A 26,991-nucleotide genomic window follows, 5' to 3' on the forward strand; every position below is an offset into this window, starting at 1 on the left:
AACTGTTGAATCGGCGCGTCGTGTCGAGACAGAAGTGACAGAAGGCGCAGAGACGGCCGGCGCGGTAGAGGTGCAGGGGGGGGCGACGGCTCAGTCGCCGCGGAGATACCGCAGGGCCAGCGCCAGCTCGGCCCGCACCTGGTAGTCGTCGAGGTCCGATGAGGTCAGCGACGCGATCTGCTCGAGCCGATGGGCGAGCGTGTGCCTGTGGATGCCGAGCTCGCGGGCCGTCGGCACCTGCCTGCCGTGCTGCTCGAGCCAGATCCGGAGCGTGCGCACGAGATCCGTGCCCTGATCGCGGTCGCTCGCGGTGAGCGGCCCCAGCAGGCGCCGGGCGACGTGCGCCGCGTCCGAGGCGTCGATGAGATCCGCCACGCCCTCCCGCCAGATCTCGGAGAACGCGGTCACGCCGGGCTCGCCGCGCCTGAGCCCGGTCTCCGCCGCCTTCTTGGCCTCCTCGAGGGCGAGGCCGAGATCCTCCCACCGCTCGCAGCGAGACCGGCCGATCACGAGGCCGAACGGACGGATCTGCTCCAGGAAGCGCTCGGCATCGGCCTCGCGCACGAGCACCGCCGCGTCGCTGCGGTACTGCGCGAAGAAGGCAGGCAGCTCGTCGTTCAGCTGGAGCGAGTCGAACGCGGGCAGCAGCCGCGCCGCCTCGAAGTGCTGCGGGATGCAGATGAGCGCGACGAGCGGCGGCTGGGGCAGCGGCCCCCACACGCTCTCGACGATGTGCCGCGTCACCTCGACGCTGCCCGAGAGCACGAGCTGCAGCAGCGCCTCGCGCAGGGTGCGGTGCAGGCCGGCGAGCGCCTGATTCTGCTCGAGCGACACGCTCACGAGCGCGAGCACGCTCGAGAGCACATTGCGGGAGACATCGTCGAAGCCGCGGCTGAGCGTCAGCACGAGCATGCCGCTCGGATCGCCGGCCTCTCCGAGCAGCTGCAGCACGGCCTCGATCTCGGGCGTCGCCTGCGTCGAACGGAAGCGCTGCCCGCTCTCGAGTGCGAGCTGCACGATGGGTGTGAGCTCCGCCTCCGAGATGCGCGGTCCGTCGGGAGCCTCGACAAGGGTCACGGGGCGACCGAGGGGATCGTAGAGCGCGACGCCGCAGCCCAGCTGCCTCGCCGTCTCGTGCAGCGTGGCGTTGAGGCCGTCGCGGCGGGTCGCGGCGTTCGCGATCGCCTTCTGCGCGCGGAGGGACCGGGTGTAGCGCTCGGTCTGATCGCGCTGCAGCACCCGTGCGGCCTCCTGCAGCAGGTCCATGAAAGAGATCTCGTAGGGCACGTCGAAGAGGATCAGGCCGTGCCTGGCGCAGGCGCGCGCGAGCTGTCTGGGCACGCCCCGGTGCACGACGTCGCTGCCGAAGCCGATGCCGATCACCCCGTGCGCGGCGACGAGCGCCGCGTAGTCGTCGTAGATGCGGTCGAGACGCTCGGGCGAGACGCGCACCTCGGCGATCGAAGAATCCGCAGCCTCGACGATCGGGAACTGCCATCCGAGCGTGAGGATCACCTCGGCCGGACCGAGGAACGGGGTCGGATCGATGAGATCGGTGGCGTGCAGCCACTCGAACTCCTCGTCGAAGGCGCTCGTCTCCGAGGAGCCCGCGTCTCCGGTCACCAGCCGGAGCCTCAGCGAGGGGTTCTGGAGCAGCTTGCGCAGGCTGAGCGACACGCGTTCTCGCTAGCGCTCGAAGCGGATCGGAGTTCCCGCCGCGACGCCGATGCGGCGCTGCAGTCCCTCGTCGACGGCGGCGGCCTGCTCCGCATCCGCGTCGGCGACGATGCCGAACTCGTCGAGCACTGCGGACTCCTCGCCGTCGAGCCCCAGCACGAGGCCCGTCACCGAGTCTGCGAGCGGGCCCTCGAGCGCGGCGACGGCGCGGCTCGCCGCCGAGCGCACGGCCCGTGCGAGCGCCGCGGATCCCTCGCCTCGCACGGGAGCCTCGGCGTCGCAGTAGACGACGCCGTCACCCGTCACGGCCGAGGCCGTGACCCCGTCCGCACTGCGCCGCACCCGTACCTCCAGCACCCCGCTCGTGGAGCGGGGCGGCACGGTCGAGAAGGGCAGCGGAATGCCCGAAGGGGCGTCACCGCGACCGCGGGCCTCGTGGCCGTGGTCGGGTGACGCCCCTCCGAAGGAGAACTTCAGATCCATGAAGTCCAGGTTACGCCTGCGCGGCCAGCACGTCCTCCAGCGGCGACGACGCGAGGTCGGGGAACGCGAGCGAGACGCCGTGGTTGGCGATGACGCCCTCGTGCGCGTTGAGGCCCTTCGCGAGCGAAGCGTCGTCGTTCAGCGCCTTGACCCAGCCCTTGTCGGCGAGCGCGACGACGTAGGGGAGGGTGGCGTTCGTGAGCGCCGCGGTCGAGGTCTCGGGCACCGCGCCCGGCATGTTCGCCACGCAGTAGTAGATCGAGTTGTGCACCTCGAAGGTGGGATCGTCGTGCGTGGTGGGGCGCGAGTTCTCGAAGCAGCCGCCCTGGTCGATGGCGATGTCGACGAGCACCGAGCCGGTCTTCATCTGCGCGACCATCTCGTCGGTGACGAGCTTCGGAGCCTTCTCACCCGGGATCAGCACGGAGCCGATGACGAGATCGGCCTCCTTGAGCGCCTCGGTGATGTTGTGCGCGTTGGAGGTGCGGGTCTGGATGCGGCCGTTGAACTCGTCCTCGAGCTGCTTGAGGCGGGGGAGTGCGATGTCGATCACGGTGACCTCGGCGCCCATGCCGTACGCGATGCGCGCGGCCTGCTCACCGGCGGCGCCGCCGCCGATCACGACGACCTTGCCGCGGCGGGTCGCGGTGACGCCCCCGAGGAGGATGCCGCGGCCGCCGTTGGCCTTCATGAGCGAGTACGCGCCGACCTGCACGGAGAGGCGGCCCGCGACCTCGGACATGGGGGCGAGGAGCGGCAGGCCGCGGTTCGGCAGCTGCACGGTCTCGTAGGCGATGGCCGTGGTGCCCGACTCGAGTACGGCCTCGGTCAGCTCCTTGTCGGCGGCGAGGTGCAGGTAGGTGAAGAGCACCTGGCCCTTGCGGAGCTTGTCGTACTCCGAGGCGATGGGCTCCTTGACCTTGAGGATCATGTCGGAGTCGGCCCAGACGCCCTCGGCGCCCTCGACGATCGTGGCGCCCGCTGCGGCGTACTCGTCGTCGGTGATCGCGGATCCGAGGCCGGCGCCGGACTGCACCAGCACCTCGTGGCCGCGGCGGGTCAGCTCGAAGACGCCGGCCTGCGTGATGGCGACGCGGTTCTCGTTGTTCTTGATCTCGGTGGGGATACCGACGCGCATGATGTGCTCCTACTTTGCAACGGGTGGAATTCGTCGTCGACGATTCCGGCTCTGTCACCCCTCGCGCGAGCCGGCGGAGGCGAGCGTCGCTGCGGAGGTGCTGCACTGATTGTGCAGTATATTCGTCATCTTCGAGAGAATAGTGAATAGTCTGCGGCAACTCGGTTATATTAGAGGGATCCCTTGCGGAAGGAAGATCTGAAATGACCGATGGTTCGAAGAATCTGCGCCCCGATACCGAGCTCGATGCCATCGATCGGAAGATCGTGGAGGAGTTGCAGTCGAACGGCCGCATCACGAATGCCGAGCTGGCCGAGCGCGTCGGTGTCGCGGCCTCCACCTGCATCGCCCGCGTGCGCGGGCTCGTCTCCCGCCGCATCATCACCGGCTTCACCGCGACCGTCGACCCCCGGGCCATGGGCCTCGAGCTGCAGGTGCTCGTGAGCGTCACCGTGAGGTCCGGCGCCCGGCAGCGCATCACCGAGCTCAGCGAGGAGCTGCGATCCCTCCCCGAGGTGATGCAGCTCTACTTCCTCGGCGGCGTCGAGGACTTCATCGTGCACCTGGCGGCACGCGACTCCGACCACGTGCGCGACTTCGTGACCGAGAACCTCTCGGCGCACCCTGCGGTCTCGTCCACCCGCACCAGCCTCGTCTTCAGCCACTATCAGAACCCGGTGCGCTCGGTCTCCTGAGTCCGGAGACCGTTCGCCCGCCCCCGTTCGCATTTCCTCCGCTCCGGAGGTCGTATTCGCTGCGCCTGTCGATGAAGATTCGGCGGTCGTGGTTTTCGTAGACGAATATGCGCCACCGCCGTGCTTGGTCCACAGCTGAATCTCAGGAAAGTCTAGACTCGAAACGTGGCGCCTCGGCGCCTAACTCCCTTGTCCAGCACGTCGCAATGTGGCGAAAGCAGAATAGGAAACTCACCTCGTGGAAACGTTCCAGGGAATTCTCGACTGGCTCAGCGGAATCATCTGGGGTCCCTTCGTCCTCATCCCGCTCCTCTTCCTCACCGGCCTCTATCTGACCGTCAGGCTCGGAGGCCTCCAGTTCCTCCGGCTCGGCTCGGCGCTGAATCTCGGCATCATCCGTCGCAGGGATCCCGGAGCCAAGGGTGGCGACATCTCTCAGTTCCAGGCCCTCACCACCGCACTCGCAGCCACTGTCGGCACGGGCAACATCGTCGGCGTCGCCGCGGCCATCGGCATCGGCGGCCCCGGCGCGCTGTTCTGGATGTGGGTCACGGGCGTGCTCGGCATGGCCTCGAAGTACTCCGAGGCGTTCCTCGCCGTCCGCTACCGCACCATCGATTCGAAGGGCGAGCGCAACGGCGGTCCGCAGTACTACCTCGAGCGCGGCATCAGGGGGCCGCTGGGCAAGATCCTCGGCTGGTCGTTCACCATCTTCACGGTGCTCGCCTGCTTCGGCATCGGCAACATGACCCAGGCCAACTCGATCTCGGCGAACGTCGAGAACAGCTTCAACGTGCCCACCTGGATCACGGGTGCCGTGCTCACGGTGCTCGCCCTCGTCGTGCTCGTCGGCGGCATCAAGTCGATCGGGCGCGTCACCTCCGCGTTCGTGCCGATCATGATCGTCTTCTACGTCGCCGCCGCCCTGTACATCCTGTTCGTGAACATCGGCGACGTCCCCGCCGCCTTCGGGCAGATCTTCACCGACGCCTTCACCGGCACCGCTGCGACGGGAGGCTTCCTCGGCTCGATCATGATCATCGCGGTGCAGTACGGCTTCGCCCGCGGCATCTTCTCGAACGAGTCGGGCATGGGCTCGGCGGCGATCGCCGCCGCTGCCGCGCAGACCACCCATCCCGTGCGCCAGGGCCTCGTCTCGATGACCCAGACCTTCATCGACACCATCATCGTCGTGACGATGACCGGCCTCGTGATCATCACCACGGGCACCTGGGACGACGTGGACCCGGAGACCGGGGAGCAGGTCTCGTCTGCGCTCATGACCGGTCAGGCCTTCTCGCACGGCCTGCCGGGCGAGTGGGGCCACTGGGTGGTCACGCTCGGCTTGATCATGTTCGCCTTCTCCACCATCCTCGGTTGGTCGTACTACGGCGAGCGGGCGCTCGAACGCATCTTCGGGCGCCCCTCGGTGATGCCGTTCCGCATCGTGTTCTGCCTCGTCGTCTTCATCGGCGCGACGACGCAGCTGAGCATCGTGTGGTCGTTCTCCGACGTGATGAACGGTCTCATGGCGATCCCGAACCTGATCGGACTCGTCATCCTCTCGGGGCTCATCGCGCGGGAGACGCGAGCGTACCTGAAGTTCGATCCGAAGCTCGTCGCGACCGAGGCCGAGATCGAGGCGGCACTCAAGGATGAGCCCGGCTACCAGGAGTGGCGTGCGCAGGAGGTCGAACTCGACGCCCGAGGCGAGGGGCATCGCACGAACTCGCAGCCGTAGCGATGCGGCGATTCTCGACGACGAAGGCCGGGGCGGTTCGATCGTCCCGGCCTTCGCCGTGCGCTCGACCCTCAGAACATTCGGCGCGGGCACGCAAGCTTCGCTGCGATTCGAAGAAAATTCGGAGATAGGGGTGGATCCTGAACTTCAGCCGGGATGTTCGCTCACCCGTCGCAGTTTCCGCCCCAGGGCGGACATATACTTTCTACGCTTCCGCCGACCGGGCGGAACACGACGCCTCGGTGTCGAAGCGATGGCCCCTCCCACCACCGTCGGGCGGGGATCTGTTCGCAATGATGCGGTTTACAGAAAGGCACGCCTCACCACATGTCAACGCAGACTGAAATCTCGCAGGCCGAAGGATCCGGCCTCGAACGGGCTCTCAGCAACCGTCACATCCAGCTCATCGCCATCGGCGGTGCGATCGGCACGGGCCTCTTCATGGGTTCGGGCAAGACCATCTCCGTCGCGGGCCCCTCCGTGGTGCTCGTCTACATGATCATCGGCTTCATGCTCTACTTCGTCATGCGCGCCATGGGCGAGTTGCTGCTGAGCCGCACCGACTACCGCAACTTCGCCGACTTCGCGGGCGACATTCTCGGCCCCTGGGCCGCGTTCTTCGTGGGCTGGACCTACTGGTTCTGCTGGGTCGTCACGGGCGTCGCCGACGTCATCGTGATCGCCTCGGTCTACATCAACTACTGGCTGCCGGCGCTTCCGGCTTGGATCCCGGCTGTCGCGGTGATCGTGCTGCTCATCCTGCTGAACCTGCCCTCCGTGCGCGGCTTCGGCGAGACCGAGTTCTGGTTCGCCATGATCAAGATCGTCGCGATCGTCGCCCTCATCGCGGTCGGCCTCGTCCTCGTCATCACCGGCTTCACCGCCGACTACACCAACGTGCACGACAACTCCTCGTTCGAGGGCAGCGCATCGTTCTTCAACCTGTTCGACCCGGCATACGGCGGATTCTTCGGCGGCGGCTTCATGGGCTTCGTGATGGGCTTCCAGATCGCCGTGTTCGCGTTCGTCGGCATCGAGCTCGTCGGCACCGCCGCGGCTGAGACGAAGAACCCCGAGCACAACCTGCCGAAGGCCGTCAACGCCATCCCGGTCCGCATCCTGCTGTTCTACGTGGGCTCGCTCGTCATTCTCATGTCGGTCGTCCCGTGGGTCGCCTTCAGCAAGGACGAGTCTCCCTTCGTGATGCTCTTCTCGCTCGCGGGCATCGGCGCCGCGGCCCACCTCGTCAACCTCGTCGTGCTGACCTCGGCCACCTCGTCGGCGAACTCGGGCATCTACTCGACCTCGCGCATGGTCTACACGCTCGCGACCGACGGAGACGCGCCGAGCGTCTTCGCGAAGCTCACGAGCCGCAAGGTGCCCCGCAACGCCCTCTTCCTCACCGGTGTGCTGCTGCTCAGCTCGCTCGTGCTGCTCGCGACCGGCCTCGACAAGTCGACCGGCTTCTCGATCGTCACCACGATCTCGTCGCTCTGCTTCATGTTCGTGTGGACGCTGATCCTCGTGAGCTACCTCGTGTACCGCAAGCGCCGCCCGCAGGATCACGCGACGAGCAAGTTCAAGATGCCGCTCGGCACCGTGATGCCCTACGTGGTGATGGCGTTCTTCGTCTTCCTCCTGTGGGCCTTCACGAAGGACGCCGACACCCTCGCCGGCCTGATCGCCACGCCCGTCTGGTTCCTGCTCGTGGGTATCGGCTACCTGGCGCTCCGCAACAACCCGGCGCACGCCAAGCAGCGCGCCGACCACGTCGCGAAGGTCGCCGAGGAGAAGCAGGCCGCGGCGGCCTGGCTCGCCTCGAACCGCTAGCCGGTACCGAGCCCCGACGGTTCGGTCGTCGGGCGCGGACGCGGGGCCGGGGAGCTGCGGCTTCCCGGCCCCGCGCTGTTCTTCCCGGTTCGCACTGTTCGCGAGGGATCCGCGTATCCTCTCTTCAGGGTGGACGTCCGCCCGGCGGACCGAGCCCGATCCCTCTCGCCCGTATCCGATCCCTCGTCTCGACCCGGCCGCGGAGCATCGCCCGCTTCCGCCGCCACATGCACTCGGAGGTGCACAGTATGACCGCTCTCTTCCGCGAAGCCGTGATCGATGCGGACGCCATCTCGGCGAACGTCGCCCACGTCGCCGGGCTGACGGGCGTCGAGGTGATCGGCGTGGTGAAGGCGAACGGCTACGGCCACGGCGCCATGACCGTCGCACGGGCCGCGCTCGAGGGCGGTGCGCGTCGCATCGGCGTGGCCGACATCGGCGAGGCGCTCGCATTGCGTGCGGAGGGGCTGGAGGCGCCTCTGATCGCCTGGCTGCACGGTGCGGGGGCGAGTTTCGCGGAGGCCGCCGAGCATGGCATCGAACTCGGCGTCTCCTCGATCGGGCAGCTCGCGGCGGCGGCCGACGCAGCGCGGGCCGGCCGTCCCACCCGAGTGCACATCAAGCTCGACACCGGCCTCTCGCGCAACGGCGCCGCCCCCGAGGAATGGGAGGTGCTCTTCGCGGAGGCCGCCCGGCTCGAGGCGGCCGGCTCCGTGCGGGTGGCCGGCATCTTCAGCCACCTCGCCAACACGACTCCCGAGTCGAACCGGGAGGCGCTCGGGGAGTATCTGACTGCGGTCGCGCTCGCCGAGTCGCTCGGGGTGCACCCGGAGACGCGCCACCTCGCGGCGACCCACGGCACCTTCGAGCTGCCGGAGGCCCGTCTCGACGCCGTGCGCCTCGGCATCGGCATGTACGGTCTGTCGCCCTTCGACGGCGTGAGCTCTGCCGAGCTCGGCCTGCGCCCCGCGATGACGCTGCGGGCCGGCGTCGCGAAGGTGCGTCGAGTGCCCGCCGGTGCGGGCGTCTCGTACGACCACACCTATCGCACCGAGCGCGAGACCACCCTCGCGCTCGTGCCGCTCGGCTACGCCGACGGCGTGCCGCGGCAGGCCTCGAGCCGCGGGCCGGTGCTGCTGAACGGCGAGCGCTACACGGTCGCGGGCCGTGTCGCGATGGACCAGCTGGTGCTCGACGTGGGCGATGCACCCGTTGCGGAGGGCGACGTCGCGACGCTTTTCGGCGACCCCGCCACGGGTGCGCCGTCGGCCACCGAGTGGGCCGATGCCGCCGGCACGATCAACTACGAGATCGTCACCCGCATCGGGCACCGCGTGCCGCGCGTCCCCGCGTGATCGTCGTCGTCCCTTCTCCGCTCGGCAGTAGATGTCGAGAATTCGCGAGAACAGGACATCGGCTGACCAGCAGCGACGGGAGCGGAAGCGCGTACCTCAGTTCCTGCGGGGCCATTACGACGGCGCTCACCGCTCGTCGGCGCTACTGCAGCGGCGCGAGTCGCGTCTCGTGGGCGTCGAGCGCCAGGCCCGCAGCGCGCAGCGCACTCGAGCTGTAGCGGCCGATGGCCCGCTCCTCGAGCAGCGCGTCGCGCTGCGCGTCGAGCACGAGCCTGGCGAGACGCAGGTAGGCCTGCGCCGGCGTCTCCTGTTCGAGCGTCTCGATCGCCCCCGTGGCGGGCAGCGCCACCGCGAGCGGTGCGAGCGCGTTGCGGGAGCTCGCCCGTACGCGTTCGACGACCTGCTCCGACGGAGTCGGGAAGAGCTCTTCGTCGCCCGACGGCTGCTGCAGCAGGTCGTCGAGTGCCGCGTTGCCGGCCTCGATGAGGTCCTGGCTGAGCGAGGCGAGCTCCTTGCGATCGTGCTGCGACCCCGGACCGTCGGGCCACAGCCGCTTGATCACGGATGGCAGCGTGAGCCCGTGCAGCAGCAGGGTGATGACGGCGACGAAGAATGCGACGAGCACGAGTTGGGGGCGGAACGGCACCTCCGTGGGGATCGACTGCGCTGCCGCGAGCGTGACGACGCCGCGCATGCCGCTCCACGACAGCACCGCACCGTCGCGCCAGCCGAGCTGCTGGTCGCGCTCGTGGTCGAGGTCGGCCTGGTTGCGCTGCTCCAGCATTCTGAAGCGGTGCGCCTTCTCGGGGTCGACGTTCTTCTTGCCGCGCAGCCGCTCGGCGATGCGCGACATGCCCTCGCTGCGCGCCTCGTAGCGGCCGACGGCGCCGCGCATGGAGAGCAGCATCGGCACGAGGAAGAGCGCGCGCACGAGGATGAGCACGGCGACCACGCCCAGGGCGATGAGCGGCAGGTGCTCGAAGCGCAGCTCGTCGCCGCCCACCTCGTCGACGAGGTAATGCAGTTCGAGGCCCATGAGCAGGAAGACGCCGTTCTCGATGACGAACTGCAGCGTGCGCCAGTTCAGACGCTCGTTCATGCGGGCGGTCGCGCTGAACCGTTTGGCGGAGTGGTGGCCGGTGTACAGGCCCGTGACGACGACGGCGAGCACGCCCGAAGCACCGATCTCCTCGGCCGGGATGAACGCGACGAACGGCACCACGAACGAGACGACGGTGTCGTAGACGGGGCTCACGAGATGGGAGCGCACCCAGACGGTGAGCACCCCGACGAGGTAGCCGATGACGATCGCGGCCGCGACGGAGAAGACGAAGGTGCCCGCGGCGTTCCAGAACGCGAAGCTGCCGGCGATCGCGGCGAGCGCCGTCTTCAGCAGCACGAGCGAGGTCGCGTCGTTGACGAGGCTCTCGCCCTCGAGGATCGACACGAGCCGTTCGGGCATGCCGAGCCGCTTGCCGATCGAGGTGGCGGCGACGGCGTCTGTCGGGCTGACGACCGCGCCGAGCGCGACCGCCACGGGGAAGGGGATGCTCGGCACGGCGAGGTGGAGCAGCCAGCCGATGATGATCGCCGAGATGAGCACGAGCACCACGGACAGCCCGGCGATCGGCCGGATGTTGCGTCTGAAGTCGACGAGAGGCGTGTTCACCGCGGCCGAGTAGAGCAGCGGCGGCAGCACGCCGAGCAGGATGATCTCGGGGTCGACGCGCACCGGCGGCACCATGGGCAGGTAGCCGATGCCGATGCCGATGACCACGAGCAGCAGCGGCGCGGCGATGCCGATGCGGCCGCCGAGGATCGACGCGCCCACGAGCACCACGACCGCGGCGACGGCGAGGAGTCCGATTTCCATGGGATAAGCCTACGAGCCTGCGGACGGGGCGATCGAGAGCGGCGTCTGCCCGGTGCCGTGGAATGCGGCCCATCGCGCCGCCTCGGGGGCGAGCCCGTCGAGATCGATCTCCTCACCGGGGAGCGGGGTGACCGCGAGGCCCGATCCCTTTCGCGAGCCGCGTCTCCAGGTGCCCACGACGCGCCCGTCGTGCACTGCCGTCGCGAGGAACATGCCGTTGCGGCCCGGCACGATCCGCTCGAAGTGCGCGGGGTCGAGCTGCGCGTCGCGGTCGGTGTAGCCGAGCAGATGCTCGTCGAAGGCCGGCAGCAGCAGCCACGAGGGGGCGAGGGATCCGCTCGCTCCGCTCGCGAGCGCGCGATCGGCGAGGTCTGCGGGTGCCCACAGCTCGCCGGCCGCACCCGCGACCCCGTCGAGGCGCAGCGGCACGAGGTCGCCGCGCTCCCCGCCGAGGGCGACGGCCTGCTTGGCCTCGCGCACCGTGAGGCCGCTCCACCACGCGAGATCCTTGACGCGCACGGGGCCGCGCGCCCCGGTGTAGCGCACGGCGAGCTCGGCGAGGGCTTCGTCTCCTGAGAGCTCGCGCGGCGATGCGATCCAGTCGGCGGCGAGCACGAGCCGCGGCTCGCCGCCGCCCGGCGACGGACCGAAAACCGCGATGCCGTTCTGGCAGAGCCACCAGATCACGTGGTAGCGCCAGTTGCTCCGCCACTCGATACCCGCCTCCGTCCACACCGCGGCGAGGCTGTCGCGGTCGTGCGAGGCGCCGCCCGCGAGCGCAGCGGTCGAGACCTCGACGAGCCGATCGAGCACCGCGTCGCTCATGCCGAGGAACTCCCGCCGCTTCGGAGCGCCCGACAGCACCCGATGGTTCGTGAGGCGCTGCATCCACCCGATGTCCTCAGCCGCGACCACGTGGATCGTGCCCCGCATGGGCCAGGAGCGCACGATGAGACCCGCCTCGAACGCCGCCGTCACGTCATCGACCGTGGTGCCGGGCGCGCGCACGCCGAGCGCCCACCGCGCCGAGCGCCAGTCCTGGCCCTGCACCGCGAGCATGCGCCTGGCCACGGCCGCGACGAGCTGCGGGCCGGATGCCTCGCCCGCGGGCACCGGCGCGGGGCCGGCGGGCGCGGATCCCTCACGGATGCTCGGGCCGGGCGTCGATCCGACGGCCGACTCGGCCAGGCCGAGTGCGGCCATGCGCAGGCGAAGCAGTTCTGCCGGGGTGATCGAGGGAGTCGCGTCCATGGGCACAGTGTATGGCGCGCCTCCGACATCGGCGCTGCGAGCGAACACGGCCCGGGAATGTCGCAGGCCGCGCGTATCATGGCAGCTGCCGAACGGGCCGCCGCGTCTCCGACGCCCAGACCGCCCGCCCAACGATGCACCCTCCGGAAGGCACTCGTGTCCCCACTGCTGCGCATCCTGCGCTTCACCCGATCCCTCGCCCCCTACTACGCCGGCATCACGATCGCCGCCGTCGTGGTCACGGGAGCGGGCCTCGCCGTGCCCTTCATCACGGGGCGGGCGACCGACGTGGTCGTCTCCGCCGTGGGAGCCGTCGCACGCGGTGAGAGCGTCGCGGAGGGCACCGTCCGCACGGTCGTGCTGCTCGCGGTCGCCCTGCTCGCCGCGAGCCTCGTCGAGACCCTCATGGGCAACATCGGCGGCTACTGGGGTGACGTCATGAGCGCGAAGATGCGCACGATCCTCTCCTCCCGCTACTTCGAGAAGCTGCTGGCGCTGCCCCAGCGCTACTACGATCACGAGCTCACGGGCACGATCGTCGCCAGGCTGAACCGCTCGATCACCGAGATCACGAACTTCATGAAGACGTTCTCGAACATGTTCGTGACGATGTTCATGACGACGGTCGCCGTGCTCGCGATCAGCGCCTGGTACTACTGGCCCCTCGCCGTGCTGCTCGCGATCGCCTACCCGGTCTACCTCTGGCTGACCGCGCTCACGAGCCGCAAGTGGCAGCGCCTCGAGAACGAGAAGAACGAGCACGTCGACGTCGCCTCCGGTCGTTTCGCCGAGGTGGTCGGGCAGATGCGCGTCGTGAAGTCGTTCGTGCGCGAGCGCAGCGAGCTGCGGCACTTCGAACAGCACTTCGACGAGACGGTGACGCTCACGGGCGCGCAGTCGCGGCACTGGCACACGATGGACGCGCTGCGCCGCGGAGTGCTCAACGTCATCTTCTTCGCCCTCTACGTCATCATCTTCCTGCGCACCGTGACGGGGCATTTCAGCGTCGGCGACATGGTCATGCTCATCCAGCTCATGGCGCTCGCGCGGCAGCCCGTCACGAGCCTCAGCTGGGTCGTCGACACGGCGCAGCGCGCCACCGCGGGCTCCAAATCGTACTTCGAGGTGATGGAGCTCGATCCCGACGAGGTCGAGGGCGGGGGAGGACGGCCGGTCGAACTCGTGCGGAGCGGAGACGGCGCGGCCCCCGACGTCGTCGGGCACCAGGACGGTGCCGCCCCCGAGGTCGTGCGCTTCACCGATGTGCGCTTCGGCTACGACGACGACCCCGACGTGCTCTCCGGCGTCACCCTCTCGGTGAGGCGGGGCGAGCGCATCGCGTTCGTCGGCGAGTCGGGCGGCGGCAAGTCGACGCTCGTGAACCTGCTGATGGGGCTCTACGCGACGCGTTCGGGCACGATCGAGGTCGCCGGGGCGGGCGATTCGCCCGAAGCGCTGCGGCGCAGCATCGGCGCGGTCTTCCAGGATCCCTCGCTCTTCTCGGGCACGATCGCCGAGAACATCGCCTACGGCCGGCCCGACGCCACTCGCGAGGAGATCGAGGCGGTCGCCGAGCGCGCCGCCGTCGCGTCGTTCGTCGAGCGGTTGCCGAACGGCTACGACACCCTCATCGGGGAGCGGGGCATCAAGCTCTCGGGCGGGCAGAAGCAGCGCATCGCGGTGGCGCGCGCCATGCTGAAGGACGCGCCCTACCTCGTGCTCGACGAGGCGACGTCGGCGCTCGACACGAAGTCGGAGCGGCTGGTGCAGGCCGGGCTCGAGGATCTCATGAGCGACCGCACGAGCTTCATCATCGCCCACCGGCTCTCGACCATCGCCGAGGTCGACCGCATCGTCACCCTGCGCGACGGACGCATCGACGAGATCGGCACGCCCGCCGAACTCGCCCAGTCGGGCGGCATCTACGCCGAACTGCTCGCCCTGCAGCACTCGGCCTCGAAGGCCGACCGCAAGCGACTCAAGCGCTTCGACGTCGTGGGGTGACAGTAGGCTTGAGCACCATGAACCTGGGCCAGATCCTCGACGGTGCGACCGAGATCGCGAGCGCGGACGAGGCCTACGCGGTTTTCGAGGAGTGGGCGTGGGAGCAGCGCGGCCTGCGCCTCTACCCCGCGCAGGAGGAGGCGGTGCTCGGCATCGCGCTCGGCTCGAACGTGATCCTCGCGACCCCGACCGGAACGGGCAAGTCGCTCGTGGCGCTCGGCGCGCATTTCGTCGCGGTCGCCGAGGGCAGGCGCACCGTCTACACGGCGCCCATCAAGGCGCTCGTGAGCGAGAAGTTCTTCGACCTCGTATCGGTGTTCGGCGCCGAGCGCGTGGGCATGGTGACCGGCGACACCTCGATCAACCCCGACGCTCCGATCCTGTGCTGCACGGCCGAGATCCTCGCGAACCAGGCGATCCGCGACAAAGACGTCGACAACCCCGATGCGGGCGGCATCACTCAGGTGATCATGGACGAGTTCCACTACTACGCCGATCCCGAGCGCGGGTGGGCGTGGCAGGTGCCGCTGCTGCTCATGCACGACGCGCAGTTCCTGCTGATGTCGGCCACGCTCGGCGACGTGACCGAACTCGCCGCCGATCTGAGCGACGCGACCGGGCGCGACACCGCGCTCGTCACCGGAGTCGAGCGCCCCGTCCCGCTGCACTTCTCGTACGCGGTCGCCCCGGCCCACGAAGTCGTCGAACGCCTCGTCGAGGAGCACCGCACCCCGGCCTACCTCGTGCACTTCAACCAGTCGCACGCCGTCGAGCAGGCGCAGGCGCTCGCGAGCATCCGCGTGGTCGACCGTGCCGGGCGCGACGCGATCGCCGAGGCGATCGGCGACTTCCGCTTCTCCACGGGTTTCGGGCAGACGCTCTCGAGACTCGTTCGGGCCGGGATCGGCGTGCACCACGCCGGCATGCTGCCCCGCTACCGCCGCCTCGTCGAGCAGCTCGCGCAGCGCGGCCTGCTCAAGGTGATCTGCGGCACCGACACGCTCGGAGTCGGCATCAACGTGCCCATCCGCACCGTCGTCATCACGGCGCTCACGAAGTTCGACGGCGAGAAGATGCGCCGGCTCTCGGCCCGCGAGTTCCACCAGATCGCGGGCAGGGCGGGCCGCGCGGGCTTCGACACCGAGGGCGACGTGATCGCCCTCGCCCCCGAGCACGAGGTCGAGAACGCCAAGCAGAGTGCGAAGGCGCAGGCCAAGGCCGCTGCCGGCAAGAAGATCGGCAAGGGGCCCAAGAAGAAGGCGCCCCCGCAGGGCTTCGTCGGGTGGAGCGAGCAGACGCTCGACAAGCTCGTCGCCTCGGAACCCGAACCCCTCGTGAGCCGCATGCGCGTCACCCACTCGATGGTGCTCGGCGTGATCGGCCGCGGCGAGGAGTGGGAGGGCGAGGCCCTGAACACGATGCAGATGCTGATCTTCGACAGTCACGAGCCGCGCGCCGCCCAGTTCGCGCACGCGCGCACCGCCCTCGGCATCTTCCGCACGCTGCGGAGCGGGGGCATCGTCGAGGTGCGCGAGGTGAACGGGCAGCGGCTGCTGCGCCTCACGGTCGAGCTGCAGGCGAACTTCGCCCTCAATCAGCCGCTGTCGCCCTTCGCGCTCGCGGCGATCGAGCTGCTCGATCCGGAATCCGAGAGCTACGCCCTCGATGTGATCTCGATCATCGAGTCGACTCTCGAGGACCCGCGAGCGATCCTGCGCGCGCAGGAGCACAGGGCCCGCGGCGAGGCCGTCGCGGCGATGAAGGCCGAGGGCATCGAATACGACGAGCGCATGGAGCTGCTCGAAGAGGTGACGCATCCGCAGCCCCTCAAAGAACTGCTCGGCGAGGCGTACGAGGCCTACGCCAAAGAGGTGCCCTGGGCGCGGGACTACGAGCTGAGGCCGAAGTCGGTGGTGCGCGACATGGTGGAGCGGGCCTTCGGCTTCCGCGACCTCGTCTCGTTCTACCAGCTCGGCCGGGCCGAGGGCGGTGTGCTGCGCTATCTCAGCGATGCGTTCCGTGCGCTCGAGCGCACGGTGCCGGAGCAGTCCAGGAACGACGAGCTCGAGGAGCTGATCGATTGGCTCGGCGAGCTCGTGCGCCAGGTCGACTCGAGCCTCGTCGACGAGTGGGCCGCGCTCGCCGACCCCGCGGCGGTGGGGCAGCTCGAGGAGCGGGCGCATTCGGATGAGATCGAGGGATCCCTCGCCCCTCCCTCCCGATCCCTGCTCGCGAACGAGCGCGCCTTCACGGTCATGGTGCGCAACGCGCTCTTCAGGCGCGTGCAGGCGGCCGCGTTCGAGCGTTACGACGAGCTCGCGGAACTCGACGGCCCCTCGGCCGGGTCGGGAACCGGCGGCTTCGGCGAGAAGAGGTGGCGCGAGGCGCTCGACGGCTACTTCACCGAGTACGACGAGATCGGGGTCGGGCCCGACGCGCGTGCGTCGGGTCTGCTCGAGCTCGATCGCGGCGCCGACGCGCTCGCCGCGGGGGAGTGGCGGTTCAGGCAGGTGCTGCTCGACCCGGCGGGCGATCGCGACTGGGGCATCGAGGGATCGATCGACCTCCGCGCCTCCGAACAGCTCGGTGAACCCGCTGTGCGGGTGGAGCGGGTCGGGCCGTTGCGGGAGTGACGGCCGACCCGGGGGTGCCGCGCACGGACGTCGGCCCGGTCGGATCGGGGTCTGCCCGGCGGTAGAATCGAGGGATGACTGAAGAGCGTCCCCTCACCACCGAGACCTTCCTCGCGAACGCGGATCACACGCTGCTCGCCCCCGAGACGACGCGCGCGCAGCTCGATGCGTTCATCGAGTCGGCGGTCGCGCTCGGAGTGGCCCGGGTGTGCGTGAGTCCGACCCTGATCCCCGCCGACAAGCGCGGGCTCGAGATCGTCACGGTCGTGGGTTTCCCGACGGGCGTGCACTCGGCAGAGGTGAAGGCGTTCGAGGCTGCGCAGGCCGTCGAGGCCGGTGCAGACGAGATCGACATGGTGGTGAACCCCGGCCTCCTGCAGGCGGGCGACTGGGAGGCGCTGGAGGACGAGATCCGGGCCGTGCGGCGCGCCGTTCCCGCCTCCGTGCTCAAGGTCATCCTCGAGACCGCGGCCCTCACCGACGAGCAGACCGAGGCCGCCTGCCTCGCCTCCGAGGCGGCGGGCGCCGACTACGTGAAGACCTCGACCGGCTTCCACGCCGCGGGCAATGCGACGACCGGGGCCGTGCGCGTCATGTCGGCCACCGTCGGCGATCGTCTCGGTGTCAAGGCCTCTGGCGGCATCCGCACCGCCGAGGCGGCGCGGCGCATGTGGCGGGCGGGGGCGACGCGCTTCGGCATCTCGAGCACGGAGCCGATCGTGAAGCAGTGGGACAGCTCCGATGAGGGCGAGGGATCCGGCTACTGAGCCGCCCGAGCGGTGCCGACACCGTTCTCGGCTGCGCCGGCCGGGACACGGCCGGGCTCGGCCCCGTCCGTACCGGCGCGGTGTTAGCGTGATGACATGGACCAGGGCGACTACCGCACGCAGAACATCGAGTGACCGCTGACGCTGCACGCGGTGTTCCTGGTCGTCACCGTCGAGGACGATCCGCGTGCGGCTGCGACCGTTCGCGAGGTGCTCTCGGGTCTCGAGGCACTGGTGAAGACCGTCGGGTTCCGCGCGCCGACGGCCAGGCTCTCCTGCACCGCGGGGATCGGGGCGCGAGTGTGGGATCGGATCGCGGGAGCCGACCGACCGCGCGAGCTGCACCCGTTCCGCGAGGTGTCGGGGAAGCGGCACACGGCCGTGTCCACGCCGGGCGACCTGCTGTTCCACATCCGCGCCGATCGCGAGGATCTGGCCTTCGAGTTCGAGCGCCTGCTGCTGAGGGATCTCGGCTCCTCCGTCTCCGTCGTCGACGAGGTCTCCGGTTTCCGGTACTTCGACTCGCGCGACCTGCTCGGCTTCGTGGACGGGACCGCGAATCCGATCGGACCGGATCTGCCGCTGTCGGCGATCGTCGGCGATGAGGACCGCGGCTTCGCTGGCGGCAGCTACGCAGTGGTGCAGAAGTATCTGCACGAGCTCGATGCGTGGCAGGCGTTGACGACCGAGCAGCAGGAGGCCGTCATCGGCCGTACGAAGGCCGACAACGTCGAGCTCGACGACGCAGCCGCGCACGCGCAGAAGGCGCACAAGACGCTCGCCACGATCGAAGACGAGGCGGGCGAGCACGATATCGTCCGCGACAACATGCCGTTCGCCAGGCCCGGCAGCGGTGAATACGGCACCTACTTCATCGGCTACTCCCGTCACCTCTGGGTGATCGAGCGGATGCTCGAGCGCATGTTCATCGGTGATCCGCCGGGCCTGCACGACCGATTGCTCGATTTCTCCACTCCGGCGACGGGCAGCGCCTACTTCGTGCCGGCGCCCGGCATGCTCGCCTCTCTCGGCGACCCGGTGTAGGCGGAGGACGAGGGATCCCTCTAGAATCTCCCCATGCGCCTCGGAGTGATCGACGTCGGATCCAACACCGTCCACCTGCTCGTGGTCGACGCTCACCCCGGCGCGAGCCCGGTGCCCTACCACTCGCAGCGGTCGGTGCTGCGGCTGATGCGCTACCTCGACTCCGACGGAGCGATCGTCGAGGAGGGCGTGGACCGTATCGTCTCCGCGATCGCGGAGGCCGCTGAGACCGTGCGCGAGATCGGGGTCGACGACATGATCGCGACCGCCACGAGCGCGATCCGCGAGGCGGCGAACGGCGAGGCGGTGCTCGCCCGCATCGAACGGGAGACGGGCGTGCGGCTGCAGGTGCTCTCCGGTGAGGAGGAGGCGCGCATCACGATGCTCGCCGTGCGGCGCTGGCTCGGATGGTCGGCGGGGGAGATCCTGCTCTTCGACATCGGCGGCGGCTCCTTCGAGATCGCGCAGGGCGCCGACGAGTACCCCGACGTTCAGGTGTCGCTGCCGCTCGGTGCCGGTCGCTCGACGATCAACTACCTGCCGGAGGACCCGCCCACGCGCGAGGCGGTGTCCAAGCTGCGGGCGCACGCCAGGGCCGAGTTCGCCCGCGTTCGCGAGGAGATATTCGCGGGCCGACCCCGCCCGAAGCGGGTGGTCGGCACCTCGAAGACCATTCGCTCGCTCGCGCGGCTCATCGGCGGCCCTTCGGATCCCGTGACCGGCGATCTGGCGCAGCTGCACTACGTCGGCCTGCGGGAGTGGGAGCCCACGCTGCGCGACATGCCGGGATCGGTACGCGAGTATCTGCCGGGCATCACCCCCGAGCGCGGGTACCAGATCATGGCGGGGGCGGTCGTGCTGCGCACCGCCATGAAGGTGTTCGAGGTCGATACGCTGACGATCTCGCCGTGGGCACTGCGGGAGGGCATCGTGCTGCGCTACATCGACGCGCTCGACGCGGGCGGAGTCGATGCGGCTCACAGCGCTCTGCGTCCCACCGAATCCGCTGCGCACGGCGGCGCATAGCCGCAGATCCCGTCGTGTATTCGCGATAGTGTACGGAGACCGCGGGTGAACGGGCCGGGAAAATGTCGGAATCGTAACTATTCCGCCCTGGTTTTCCGGAGCCCGACGATCTCCGGTAGGAATGTCGATGAGTACGCATTCGCCTGCGAACGCGCGGGCGCTCATACAGGGAGGTACGAATTGACCATCTCTCACACCAAGAAGCTGATCGGCGCGACAGCCGCGGCCGGTCTCGTTCTGGGTCTCGCATCCTGCGGGCAGGCGCCCGAGGAGAGCAACTCGGCGAAGGGCGATTCCGATTTCATCCCCTGCATCGTCTCCGACGCCGGCGGCTTCGACGACAAGTCGTTCAACCAGCTCTCCTACGAGGGCGCGAAGCAGGCCGCCGATGAGATCGGCGTCGACCTGAAGAGCGTCGAGTCCAACAGCGAGACCGACTTCGGCCCGAATCTCGAGAGCCTCGTGGGCGAGGGCTGCAACGCCGTCGTCTCCGTCGGCTTCGCGCTCTCGGCTGCGACCGTGGAGTCGGCCACCGCGAACCCCGACGTCGACTACATCCTCGTCGACGACGCGGCCGACAACGACTTCGACGGCAACAAGGACGCGGAGAACGTCAAGCCCCTCCTGTACGACACCTCTCAGGCCGCGTTCCTCGCCGGCTACCTCGCCGCCGGACAGTCCGAGGCGGGCAAGGTCGGCACCTTCGGCGGCATGGAGTTCCCGACCGTGACCATCTTCATGGACGGCTTCGCGCAGGGCGTGAAGCACTACAACGAGGTCAAGGGCACCGACGTGCAGGTCGTCGGATGGGACAGCGAGAAGGAGACCGGCTCGTTCACCGGCGGCTTCGAGGCCAACCAGGACGCCAAGTCGACCGCGCAGAACATCCTCGACCAGGGCGTCGACGTGCTGCTGCCCGTCGGCGGCCCGATCTACCAGTCGGCGCTGCAGGCGATCAAGGAGTCGGGTCGCGACGTCGCCCTCATCGGCACCGATGCCGACCTCTTCGAGACCGATCCCAGCACGCAGGACTTCGTGCTGACCTCGATCCTGAAGGATATGCACCTCTCCACCTACGAGGCCGTGATGTCGAGCGCCGATGGCAAGTTCGATCCCGAGTCCTACATCGGCACCCTCGAGAACGAGGGCGTCGGCATCGCCCCGCTCCATAACTTCGAGGACAAGGTCGACGCCGACCTCGTCAAGGAGGTCGAGGCGCTGCAGCAGGACATCATCGACGGCAAGGTGACCGTCAAGTCCTACCTCAGCTGAGGTGATCAGAGCGGGAGCGGCCGGTGCACACGGGCCGCTCCCGCCCCATTTCTCCGCCCGCACCCGGGCGTTCCACACCACTAGGATCGAGCACATGAAGCTTGAACTTCGCGGCATCACGAAGCGCTTCGGCGACTTCACCGCCAACGATCACATCGACCTTACCGTCGAACCGGGGGAGATCCACTGCCTGCTCGGGGAGAACGGCGCGGGCAAGTCGACGCTCATGAACGTGCTGTACGGCCTCTACCAGGCCGATGAGGGCGAGATCGTGCTCGACGGCAGGGTGCAGCACTTCTCCGGCCCCGGCGATGCCATGGCAGCCGGCGTCGGCATGGTCCACCAGCACTTCATGCTCATCCCGGTCTTCTCCGTCGCCGAGAACGTGATGCTCGGCAACGAGGCGACGAAGGCCGGCGGCGTGCTCGACCTCGCCGAGGCGAGGCGTCGGGTGCGCGAGATCTCCGATCGCTTCGGCTTCGACGTCGACCCCGACGCGATCGTCGAGGATCTGCCTGTCGGCGTGCAGCAGCGCGTCGAGATCATCAAGGCCCTCTCCCGCGACGCGAGGGTGCTCGTGTTCGACGAGCCCACCGCCGTGCTCACGCCGCAGGAGACCGACGAGCTCATGGCGACGATGCGGCAGCTGCGCGAGGGCGGCACCTCCATCGTCTTCATCACGCACAAGCTGCGCGAGGTGCGCGAGGTCGCCGACCGCATCACCGTCATCCGGCTCGGCAGGGTGGTCGGCGAGGCGTCGCCGACCGCGAGCAACGAGGAGCTGGCCTCGCTCATGGTGGGCCGGGCCGTCGAGCTCAGGGTGCGCAAGAACCCGCCGCAGCTCGGCGACGAGGCGCTCACCGTCGAGCACCTCACCGTCAACGACGCGGCGGGCCTCGTGCTCGTCGACGACGTCAGCTTCTCGGTGCGCCGGGGCGAGGTGCTCGCCATCGCGGGTGTGCAGGGCAACGGTCAGACCGAGCTCACCGAGGCCATCGTCGGACTGCAGCCGGGTGCGCGCGGCAGCGTGCGGCTCGGCGGCAGGGAACTGCTCGGCAGCAGCGTGCGCGAGATCCTCGACGCCGGCGTCGGCTTCGTGCCCGAGGATCGCAGCGTCGACGGGCTCGTCAAGCAGTTCAGCGTCGCCGAGAACATGATGCTCGACCGTTCGCACGGCGCGCCCTTCGTCAAGGCCGGGTCGCTGCAGCTGCGCGCTCTGAACGAGTTCGCGACCGAGAAGATCCGGGAGTACGACATCCGCACCCAGGGTCCCTCGCAGCCGGTGGGCAGCCTCTCGGGCGGCAACCAGCAGAAGGTCGTCATCGCCCGCGAGCTGAGCCGTGATCTGCAGCTGTTCATCGCCGCGCAGCCCACCAGGGGCGTCGACGTGGGATCGATCGAGTTCATCCACCAGCGCGTCATCGAGACCCGTGACGCGGGTGTCCCCGTCGTCGTGATCTCCACCGAGCTCGACGAGGTGGCGGCGCTCGCCGACCGCATCATGGTGATGTACCGTGGCCGCGTCGTCGGTATCGTGCCAGGAGACACTCCGCGCGACAGACTCGGCCTCATGATGGCCGGGATGAACGAAGGAGCGGCGGCATGAGCCACGTCACGCCCCAGGCCACCCCGTCGTCCGCGTCGTCGCTGCCGGCGCCCGATCCCTCGCTCGGACCGTCTCGCTGGCGCGTCGCGGGCAGGCAGATCACGACCGGCAACGCGATCATCTCCGTGTTCGCCGTGCTCGCCGCGGTGCTCGTCGGCTCGATCATGATCGCCTGCACCGACAAGGATGTGCAGGAGGCGGCCGGGTACTTCTTCTCCCGGCCCGGAGATACCTTCAAGGCGATCTGGGATTCGGTCTCGGGAGCCTACATCGCGCTCTTCCAGGGATCGATCTACAACTTCCGCGCCGACAGCTTCGCGAAGGGCATCAAGCCCCTCACCGAGACGCTGAAGTTCGCGACCCCGCTCATCGCGGCGGGCCTCGGCGTCGGCCTCGCCTTCCGCGCCGGCATGTTCAACATCGGCGGTCAGGGCCAGCTGCTCATGGCTGCCGCGGCGGCCGGTTGGGTGGGCACCTCGGTGGACCTGCCCGCCGGCATCCACATGATCGCCGCCATCGTCGCCGGCCTCGCCGCCGCAGCGATCTGGGCGGGGATCGCCGGCTTCCTGAAGGCTCGGACCGGCGCGCACGAGGTCATCGTGACGATCATGCTCAACCACATCGCGGTCTACCTGCTGGCCTGGATGCTCGCCACCCAGGGCGTGCTGCAAGCGCCCGGCTCGAAGAACCCGAAGACCGCGGCGATGGCCGACACCGCTGTGCTGCCGCAACTGCTCGGCCCGCAGTTCAAACTGCACGCCGGCCTCATCCTCGCGCTCATCGCCGTCGCCTTCACCTGGTGGCTGCTCGAGCGCTCGAGCCTCGGCTACCGTTTCCGGGCCGTCGGCGAGAACCCCGATGCGGCGAGGGTCGCCGGCATCAACGTCGGTCGCATGTACCTCTTCGCGATGCTCATCGCGGGTGCTCTCGTAGGCATCGCCGGCGTGAGCCAGGTGCAGGGCACCGTCACCTCGGGCTTCGGCGGCGACATCGATGCCGGCATCGGCTTCGACGCGATCACCGTTGCACTGCTCGGCCGGTCGTCGCCGATCGGCATCCTCGGTGCCGGCCTGCTCTTCGGAGCGTTCAAGGCGGGCGGCTTCGCGATGCAGGCGTCGCAGGGTGTTCCGGTCGAGATCGTGCTCGTGGTGCAGTCGCTCATCGTGCTCTTCATCGCCGCGCCGCCGCTCGTGCGGGCGATGTTCCACCTCCCAGATCCCGACCGCAAGCGCCGAAAGCAGCAGCGCCGCCAGAAGAAGGAGGCGTCCGCATGAGCGCCACCGCCGTCGTCCCGTCGCAGGGCCCGGTCAGCGAGGACCTGCGACGCGTCACCGTCGTCTCGTGGAAGGCGCCGATCATCTTCGGCGTGTTCGCCGTGCTCTTCACACTGCTGCCGCTGCTCGCGCCTCGCGAGGGGAATGCGACCTTCCGGCTGACCGCGGGGCACGAGCTCTTCGCGATGCCCGATCTGGTGGTTCCGGCCAATGGCACCGCCTGGGTCGCCGCCGTGCTGCTGCTCGCGGGTGCGGCGCTGTCGACGCTGCTCACCTCGCGCGGGCGCCGCACGCCGATGTGGCTCACGATCGCCTATGTGGTGCTGCTGCTCGTCGGCTTCCTCGCCTGGGCCGCGGCAGGCGGTACGATCCCGATGGTCGGCCTGCTCGGCGGCGCGCTCGCGCTCGCCACGCCGCTCGTCTTCGGCGCTCTCGGCGGCGTGATCGGCGAGCGCGTCGGCGTCGTCAACATCGCGATCGAGGCGCAGCTGCTCGCGGGCGCCTTCAGCGCCGCAGTGGTCGCCTCGCTCGTCTTCAACGGCGTGCTCGCGAACGCCGACATCTCCGACGGCGCTGCCGCCGCGATCGCCGGGACCGCCGGCGTCGTCGCCGCGATGCTCGCCGCCCTGCTCGTGTCGCTCGTGCTCGGCGTGTTCGCCATCACCTATTTCGTGGACCAGGTGATCGTCGGTGTCGTGCTCAACGTGCTCGTCATCGGTGTGACGACGTTCCTCTTCTCGAAGGTGCTCGCCCCGAACGCCGCGCTGCTGAACTCGCCGCAGCCCTTCAAGGCCGTGGCGATCCCCGTGCTCAGCGAGATCCCGCTGATCGGGCCCGTGTTCTTCCGGCAGACCGTGATCGTGTACATCATGTACTTCGTAGTGGCGGGCGTCGCCTTCGCCCTGTACCGCACCCGCTGGGGCCTCCGCCTGCGCGCCGTGGGCGAGCACCCCCAGGCCGCCGACACCGTGGGCATCAAGGTGGCGCGCACCCGCTACCTGAACCTCATGCTCGCCGGGGCGATCGTGGGGCTCGGAGGCGCGTTCTTCACGCTCGCCTCGGTTCCCGCGTTCAATCGCGAGATGACGGCCGGCGCCGGCTTCATCGCCCTCGCCGCGGTCATCTTCGGCAAGTGGGATCCGATCAAGGCGACCCTGGCGGCGCTGCTCTTCGGCTTCGCGACGAACCTGCAGGGCGTGCTCTCGGTGATCGGTTCGCCGGTGCCGAGCCAGTTCATGCTGATGCTGCCCTACGTGGTCACGATCTTCGCGGTGGCCGGCCTGGTCGGCCGTTCCCGGGGGCCGGCGGCGGCGGGCAAGCCCTACATCAAGGCGTAGAGGGGAGACGACTGTGGCCGACACCGGTGACGGGATTCCCGCGGGTGAGGGATCCTCGGTTCCTGCGGGTGAGGGATCCCTCGCCCGAGAACACGAGGGCTCCTCGGATTCCGCGGGCGCACATTCTTCGGAGCCGAGACGGGGTGAACTCGTCGTGGACGAGACCGTCGACGGCGAGATCCTCGGCGATGAGGCGTCGGGCGACGGCGCGTCCGGAGGCGCGGGCGGCGACGTGGACTGGGACGGCCTGCGCGCCGCGGCGATCGCGGCTCTCGACCGCGCCTACGTGCCCTACTCGGACTATCCGGTGGGAGCGGCGGCGTTCACGGAGTCGGGCAGGCTGGTCTCGGGCTGCAACGTCGAGAACGCCTCGTACGGGCTGACGCTCTGCGCGGAGTGCGCGCTCGTCTCGGCGCTGCACATGAGCGGAGGCGGGCGGCTCGTAGCCTTCGTCTGCGTGAACCGCGAGCGCGAGACGATCATGCCGTGCGGCAGGTGCCGGCAGCTGCTCTTCGAGCACTCGGCGCCGGGGATGCTGCTCGAGACGGTCTCGGGAATCCGCACGATCGACGAGGTGATCCCCGACGCCTTCGGCCCCCGTGACCTCGACCGCACGAGGCGGTAGCTTCGCGGCGATGCCGCCACGACCCGAGCAACCAGATCCCTCCCGGAAGGACCAGCCATGAGTGTAGAGCCCTACGACGCCGTCGATGTGATCCGCGCCAAGCGCGACGGCGGGGCGGTGCCCGAGCCCGCGCTGCGCTGGATGGTGGACGCCTATACCCGCGGCTACGTCTCCGAGGCGCAGATGGCGTCGTTCGCGATGGCGGTGTTCCAGCGCGGTATGGAACGCGACGAGATCCGGGTGCTCACCGATGCGATGATCGCGTCGGGCGAGCGCATGAGCTTCTCGGCGCTGTCGAAGCCGACCGTGGACAAGCACTCGACGGGCGGGGTGGGCGACAAGATCACGCTGCCGCTCGCGCCGCTCGTGGCCGCATTCGGCGTGGCGGTGCCGCAGCTGTCGGGCCGGGGGCTGGGCCACACGGGCGGCACGCTCGACAAGCTCGAATCGATCCCCGGCTGGCGCGCGGCCCTCTCGAACGAGGAGATGTTCGCCCAGTTGGACGAGGTCGGCGCCGTGATCTGCGCTGCGGGGTCGGGCCTTGCGCCGGCCGACAAGAAGCTCTACGCGCTGCGCGACGTGACCGGCACGGTCGATTCGATCCCGCTCATCGCGTCGAGCATCATGTCGAAGAAGATCGCGGAGGGCACGGGCGCGCTCGTGCTCGACGTGAAGTTCGGCTCGGGCGCATTCATGCAGGACTTCGAGAAGGCACGGGAGCTCGCGAGCACCATGGTGTCGCTCGGCGAGGACTCGGGCGTGCGCACGACGGCGCTGCTCACCGACATGAACGTGCCGCTCGGGCTGGCGATCGGCAACGCGAACGAGGTGCGCGAATCGGTCGAGGTGCTCGCCGGCGCAGGGCCGGCCGACATCCGTGAGCTCACCGTCGCGCTGGCGCGGGAGATGCTCGCACTCGTAGGGCAGCCGGATGCTGACGTGGAGGCCGCGCTCGACGACGGCCGGGCGATGGACGCGTGGCGCCGCATGATCCGCGCGCAGGGCGGTGACCCCGACGCCGAGCTGCCGACGCCTCGCGAGACCCATGTGGTGACCGCCCCTGCTCCGGGCGTGGTGACGAGGCTCGAGGCGCTGCCCTTCGGTATCGCGGCGTGGCGCCTCGGCGCCGGTCGTGCGCGCGCCGAGGATCCGGTGGTGCACGCGGCGGGCATCGACCTGCACGCGAAGCCGGGGGACCGTGTGGAGGCCGGGCAGCCGCTCTTCACGCTCTCCGCCGATGATGCGGCCCGTTTCGACCGCGCTCTCGAGGCGCTGGATGGCGCGTGGGAGATCGGCGATGAAGCGCCGGATTCCGGCCCGCTCGTGCGCGAGCGCATCGCGCGGGACTGAGGCTTCAGGC

At 69.3% G+C, this 26,991-nt stretch carries 20 protein-coding genes; 15 read left to right on the plus strand and 5 right to left on the minus strand.

Going from position 1 to position 26,991, the window contains the following annotated elements:
• Window positions 1-90: 90 nt before the first annotated feature.
• Genes J4H91_RS02780 through ald form a run of 3 tightly spaced genes read right to left on the minus strand, consistent with a single transcriptional unit; the run spans window position 91 to window position 3,298 of the window.
• Entirely contained in the window at window positions 91-1,677 is a 1,587-nt protein-coding gene (locus J4H91_RS02780) for a helix-turn-helix domain-containing protein (protein WP_208044741.1), read from the minus strand.
• A 9-nt stretch (window positions 1,678-1,686) separates the two neighbouring features.
• Window positions 1,687-2,160 (minus strand): hypothetical protein, encoded by a 474-nt coding sequence (locus tag J4H91_RS02785; protein ID WP_208044742.1) that lies wholly within the window; start codon window positions 2,158-2,160, stop codon window positions 1,687-1,689.
• A 10-nt stretch (window positions 2,161-2,170) separates the two neighbouring features.
• Window positions 2,171-3,298, minus strand: a complete 1,128-nt coding sequence (ald, locus tag J4H91_RS02790; protein WP_208044743.1) for an alanine dehydrogenase — start codon at window positions 3,296-3,298, stop codon at window positions 2,171-2,173.
• A 203-nt stretch (window positions 3,299-3,501) separates the two neighbouring features.
• Here ald and J4H91_RS02795 point away from each other — a divergent pair, with 203 nt between their 5' ends.
• From J4H91_RS02795 to alr, 4 genes are all read left to right on the plus strand, one after another.
• A complete protein-coding gene (locus J4H91_RS02795) occupies window positions 3,502-3,993 on the plus strand; it encodes an Lrp/AsnC family transcriptional regulator (RefSeq protein ID WP_208044744.1) in 492 nt (163 codons plus the stop codon).
• Between the two features lie 238 nt (window positions 3,994-4,231).
• Complete coding sequence (locus tag J4H91_RS02800; RefSeq protein ID WP_208044745.1) at window positions 4,232-5,734, plus strand: amino acid carrier protein; 1,503 nt, start codon at window positions 4,232-4,234, stop codon at window positions 5,732-5,734.
• Window positions 5,735-6,061: 327 nt separating this feature from the next.
• Entirely contained in the window at window positions 6,062-7,564 is a 1,503-nt protein-coding gene (locus tag J4H91_RS02805; protein WP_208044746.1) for an amino acid permease, read from the plus strand.
• Between the two features lie 248 nt (window positions 7,565-7,812).
• Window positions 7,813-8,919, plus strand: a complete 1,107-nt coding sequence (gene alr / locus J4H91_RS02810; RefSeq protein ID WP_208044747.1) for an alanine racemase — start codon at window positions 7,813-7,815, stop codon at window positions 8,917-8,919.
• A gap of 142 nt (window positions 8,920-9,061) precedes the next feature.
• Here the strand turns inward: alr and J4H91_RS02815 are convergent, their stop codons facing one another.
• Window positions 9,062-10,792, minus strand: coding sequence for a cation:proton antiporter (locus J4H91_RS02815; protein WP_208044748.1), 1,731 nt, complete (start codon window positions 10,790-10,792; stop codon window positions 9,062-9,064).
• A 9-nt stretch (window positions 10,793-10,801) separates the two neighbouring features.
• Window positions 10,802-12,043, minus strand: a complete 1,242-nt coding sequence (locus J4H91_RS02820) for a winged helix DNA-binding domain-containing protein (RefSeq protein WP_208044749.1) — start codon at window positions 12,041-12,043, stop codon at window positions 10,802-10,804.
• Between the two features lie 156 nt (window positions 12,044-12,199).
• Here J4H91_RS02820 and J4H91_RS02825 point away from each other — a divergent pair, with 156 nt between their 5' ends.
• The 11 genes from J4H91_RS02825 to J4H91_RS02875 all read left to right on the plus strand — a co-directional run bounded on the left by J4H91_RS02825 (window position 12,200) and on the right by J4H91_RS02875 (window position 26,981).
• Window positions 12,200-14,047, plus strand: coding sequence for an ABC transporter transmembrane domain-containing protein (locus tag J4H91_RS02825; RefSeq protein ID WP_208044750.1), 1,848 nt, complete (start codon window positions 12,200-12,202; stop codon window positions 14,045-14,047).
• 17 nt (window positions 14,048-14,064) lie between these two features.
• Window positions 14,065-16,680, plus strand: a complete 2,616-nt coding sequence (locus J4H91_RS02830; protein WP_208044751.1) for a DEAD/DEAH box helicase — start codon at window positions 14,065-14,067, stop codon at window positions 16,678-16,680.
• 74 nt (window positions 16,681-16,754) lie between these two features.
• Window positions 16,755-17,447, plus strand: coding sequence for a deoxyribose-phosphate aldolase (gene deoC, locus J4H91_RS02835; protein ID WP_208044752.1), 693 nt, complete (start codon window positions 16,755-16,757; stop codon window positions 17,445-17,447).
• Window positions 17,448-17,585: 138 nt separating this feature from the next.
• The gene (locus J4H91_RS02840) at window positions 17,586-18,491 is read left to right on the plus strand and encodes a Dyp-type peroxidase (RefSeq protein WP_424960820.1); all 906 of its coding nucleotides are present in this window, start codon (window positions 17,586-17,588) and stop codon (window positions 18,489-18,491) included.
• A gap of 33 nt (window positions 18,492-18,524) precedes the next feature.
• Entirely contained in the window at window positions 18,525-19,517 is a 993-nt protein-coding gene (locus J4H91_RS02845; protein ID WP_243752570.1) for a Ppx/GppA phosphatase family protein, read from the plus strand.
• A 180-nt stretch (window positions 19,518-19,697) separates the two neighbouring features.
• Entirely contained in the window at window positions 19,698-20,789 is a 1,092-nt protein-coding gene (locus J4H91_RS02850; protein ID WP_208044753.1) for a BMP family lipoprotein, read from the plus strand.
• A 94-nt stretch (window positions 20,790-20,883) separates the two neighbouring features.
• Window positions 20,884-22,395 (plus strand): ABC transporter ATP-binding protein, encoded by a 1,512-nt coding sequence (locus tag J4H91_RS02855; RefSeq protein ID WP_208044754.1) that lies wholly within the window; start codon window positions 20,884-20,886, stop codon window positions 22,393-22,395.
• Window positions 22,392-23,669 (plus strand): ABC transporter permease, encoded by a 1,278-nt coding sequence (locus J4H91_RS02860; protein ID WP_208044755.1) that lies wholly within the window; start codon window positions 22,392-22,394, stop codon window positions 23,667-23,669. The genes J4H91_RS02855 and J4H91_RS02860 overlap by 4 nt, the downstream gene beginning before the upstream one ends.
• A complete protein-coding gene (locus J4H91_RS02865; protein WP_208044756.1) occupies window positions 23,666-25,006 on the plus strand; it encodes an ABC transporter permease in 1,341 nt (446 codons plus the stop codon). Before J4H91_RS02860 ends, J4H91_RS02865 begins: the two co-directional genes overlap by 4 nt.
• A gap of 178 nt (window positions 25,007-25,184) precedes the next feature.
• Entirely contained in the window at window positions 25,185-25,631 is a 447-nt protein-coding gene (locus tag J4H91_RS02870; protein WP_208044844.1) for a cytidine deaminase, read from the plus strand.
• A gap of 57 nt (window positions 25,632-25,688) precedes the next feature.
• Window positions 25,689-26,981, plus strand: a complete 1,293-nt coding sequence (locus J4H91_RS02875) for a thymidine phosphorylase (protein ID WP_208044757.1) — start codon at window positions 25,689-25,691, stop codon at window positions 26,979-26,981.
• The last annotated feature ends 10 nt before the right edge of the window (window positions 26,982-26,991 follow it).

The organism is Leucobacter ruminantium (assembly GCF_017565705.1).
Classification (GTDB): Bacteria; Actinomycetota; Actinomycetes; order Actinomycetales; family Microbacteriaceae; genus Leucobacter; species Leucobacter ruminantium.

Excerpts from the sequence above, each read along its gene's own strand:
- J4H91_RS02805 (WP_208044746.1), top strand. The coding sequence starts at position 6,062 with ATGTCAACGCAGACTGAAATCTCGCAGGCCGAAGGATCCGGCCTCGAA.
- J4H91_RS02830 (WP_208044751.1), top strand. The coding sequence starts at position 14,065 with ATGAACCTGGGCCAGATCCTCGACGGTGCGACCGAGATCGCGAGCGCG.
- J4H91_RS02820 (WP_208044749.1), bottom strand. The coding sequence starts at position 12,043 with ATGGACGCGACTCCCTCGATCACCCCGGCAGAACTGCTTCGCCTGCGC.
- J4H91_RS02860 (WP_208044755.1), top strand. The coding sequence starts at position 22,392 with ATGAGCCACGTCACGCCCCAGGCCACCCCGTCGTCCGCGTCGTCGCTG.
- J4H91_RS02815 (WP_208044748.1), bottom strand. The coding sequence starts at position 10,792 with ATGGAAATCGGACTCCTCGCCGTCGCCGCGGTCGTGGTGCTCGTGGGC.
- J4H91_RS02795 (WP_208044744.1), top strand. The coding sequence starts at position 3,502 with ATGACCGATGGTTCGAAGAATCTGCGCCCCGATACCGAGCTCGATGCC.
- alr (WP_208044747.1), top strand. The coding sequence starts at position 7,813 with ATGACCGCTCTCTTCCGCGAAGCCGTGATCGATGCGGACGCCATCTCG.
- J4H91_RS02855 (WP_208044754.1), top strand. The coding sequence starts at position 20,884 with ATGAAGCTTGAACTTCGCGGCATCACGAAGCGCTTCGGCGACTTCACC.
- J4H91_RS02785 (WP_208044742.1), bottom strand. The coding sequence starts at position 2,160 with ATGGATCTGAAGTTCTCCTTCGGAGGGGCGTCACCCGACCACGGCCAC.
- J4H91_RS02845 (WP_243752570.1), top strand. The coding sequence starts at position 18,525 with ATGCGCCTCGGAGTGATCGACGTCGGATCCAACACCGTCCACCTGCTC.
- J4H91_RS02865 (WP_208044756.1), top strand. The coding sequence starts at position 23,666 with ATGAGCGCCACCGCCGTCGTCCCGTCGCAGGGCCCGGTCAGCGAGGAC.
- deoC (WP_208044752.1), top strand. The coding sequence starts at position 16,755 with ATGACTGAAGAGCGTCCCCTCACCACCGAGACCTTCCTCGCGAACGCG.
- J4H91_RS02875 (WP_208044757.1), top strand. The coding sequence starts at position 25,689 with ATGAGTGTAGAGCCCTACGACGCCGTCGATGTGATCCGCGCCAAGCGC.
- ald (WP_208044743.1), bottom strand. The coding sequence starts at position 3,298 with ATGCGCGTCGGTATCCCCACCGAGATCAAGAACAACGAGAACCGCGTC.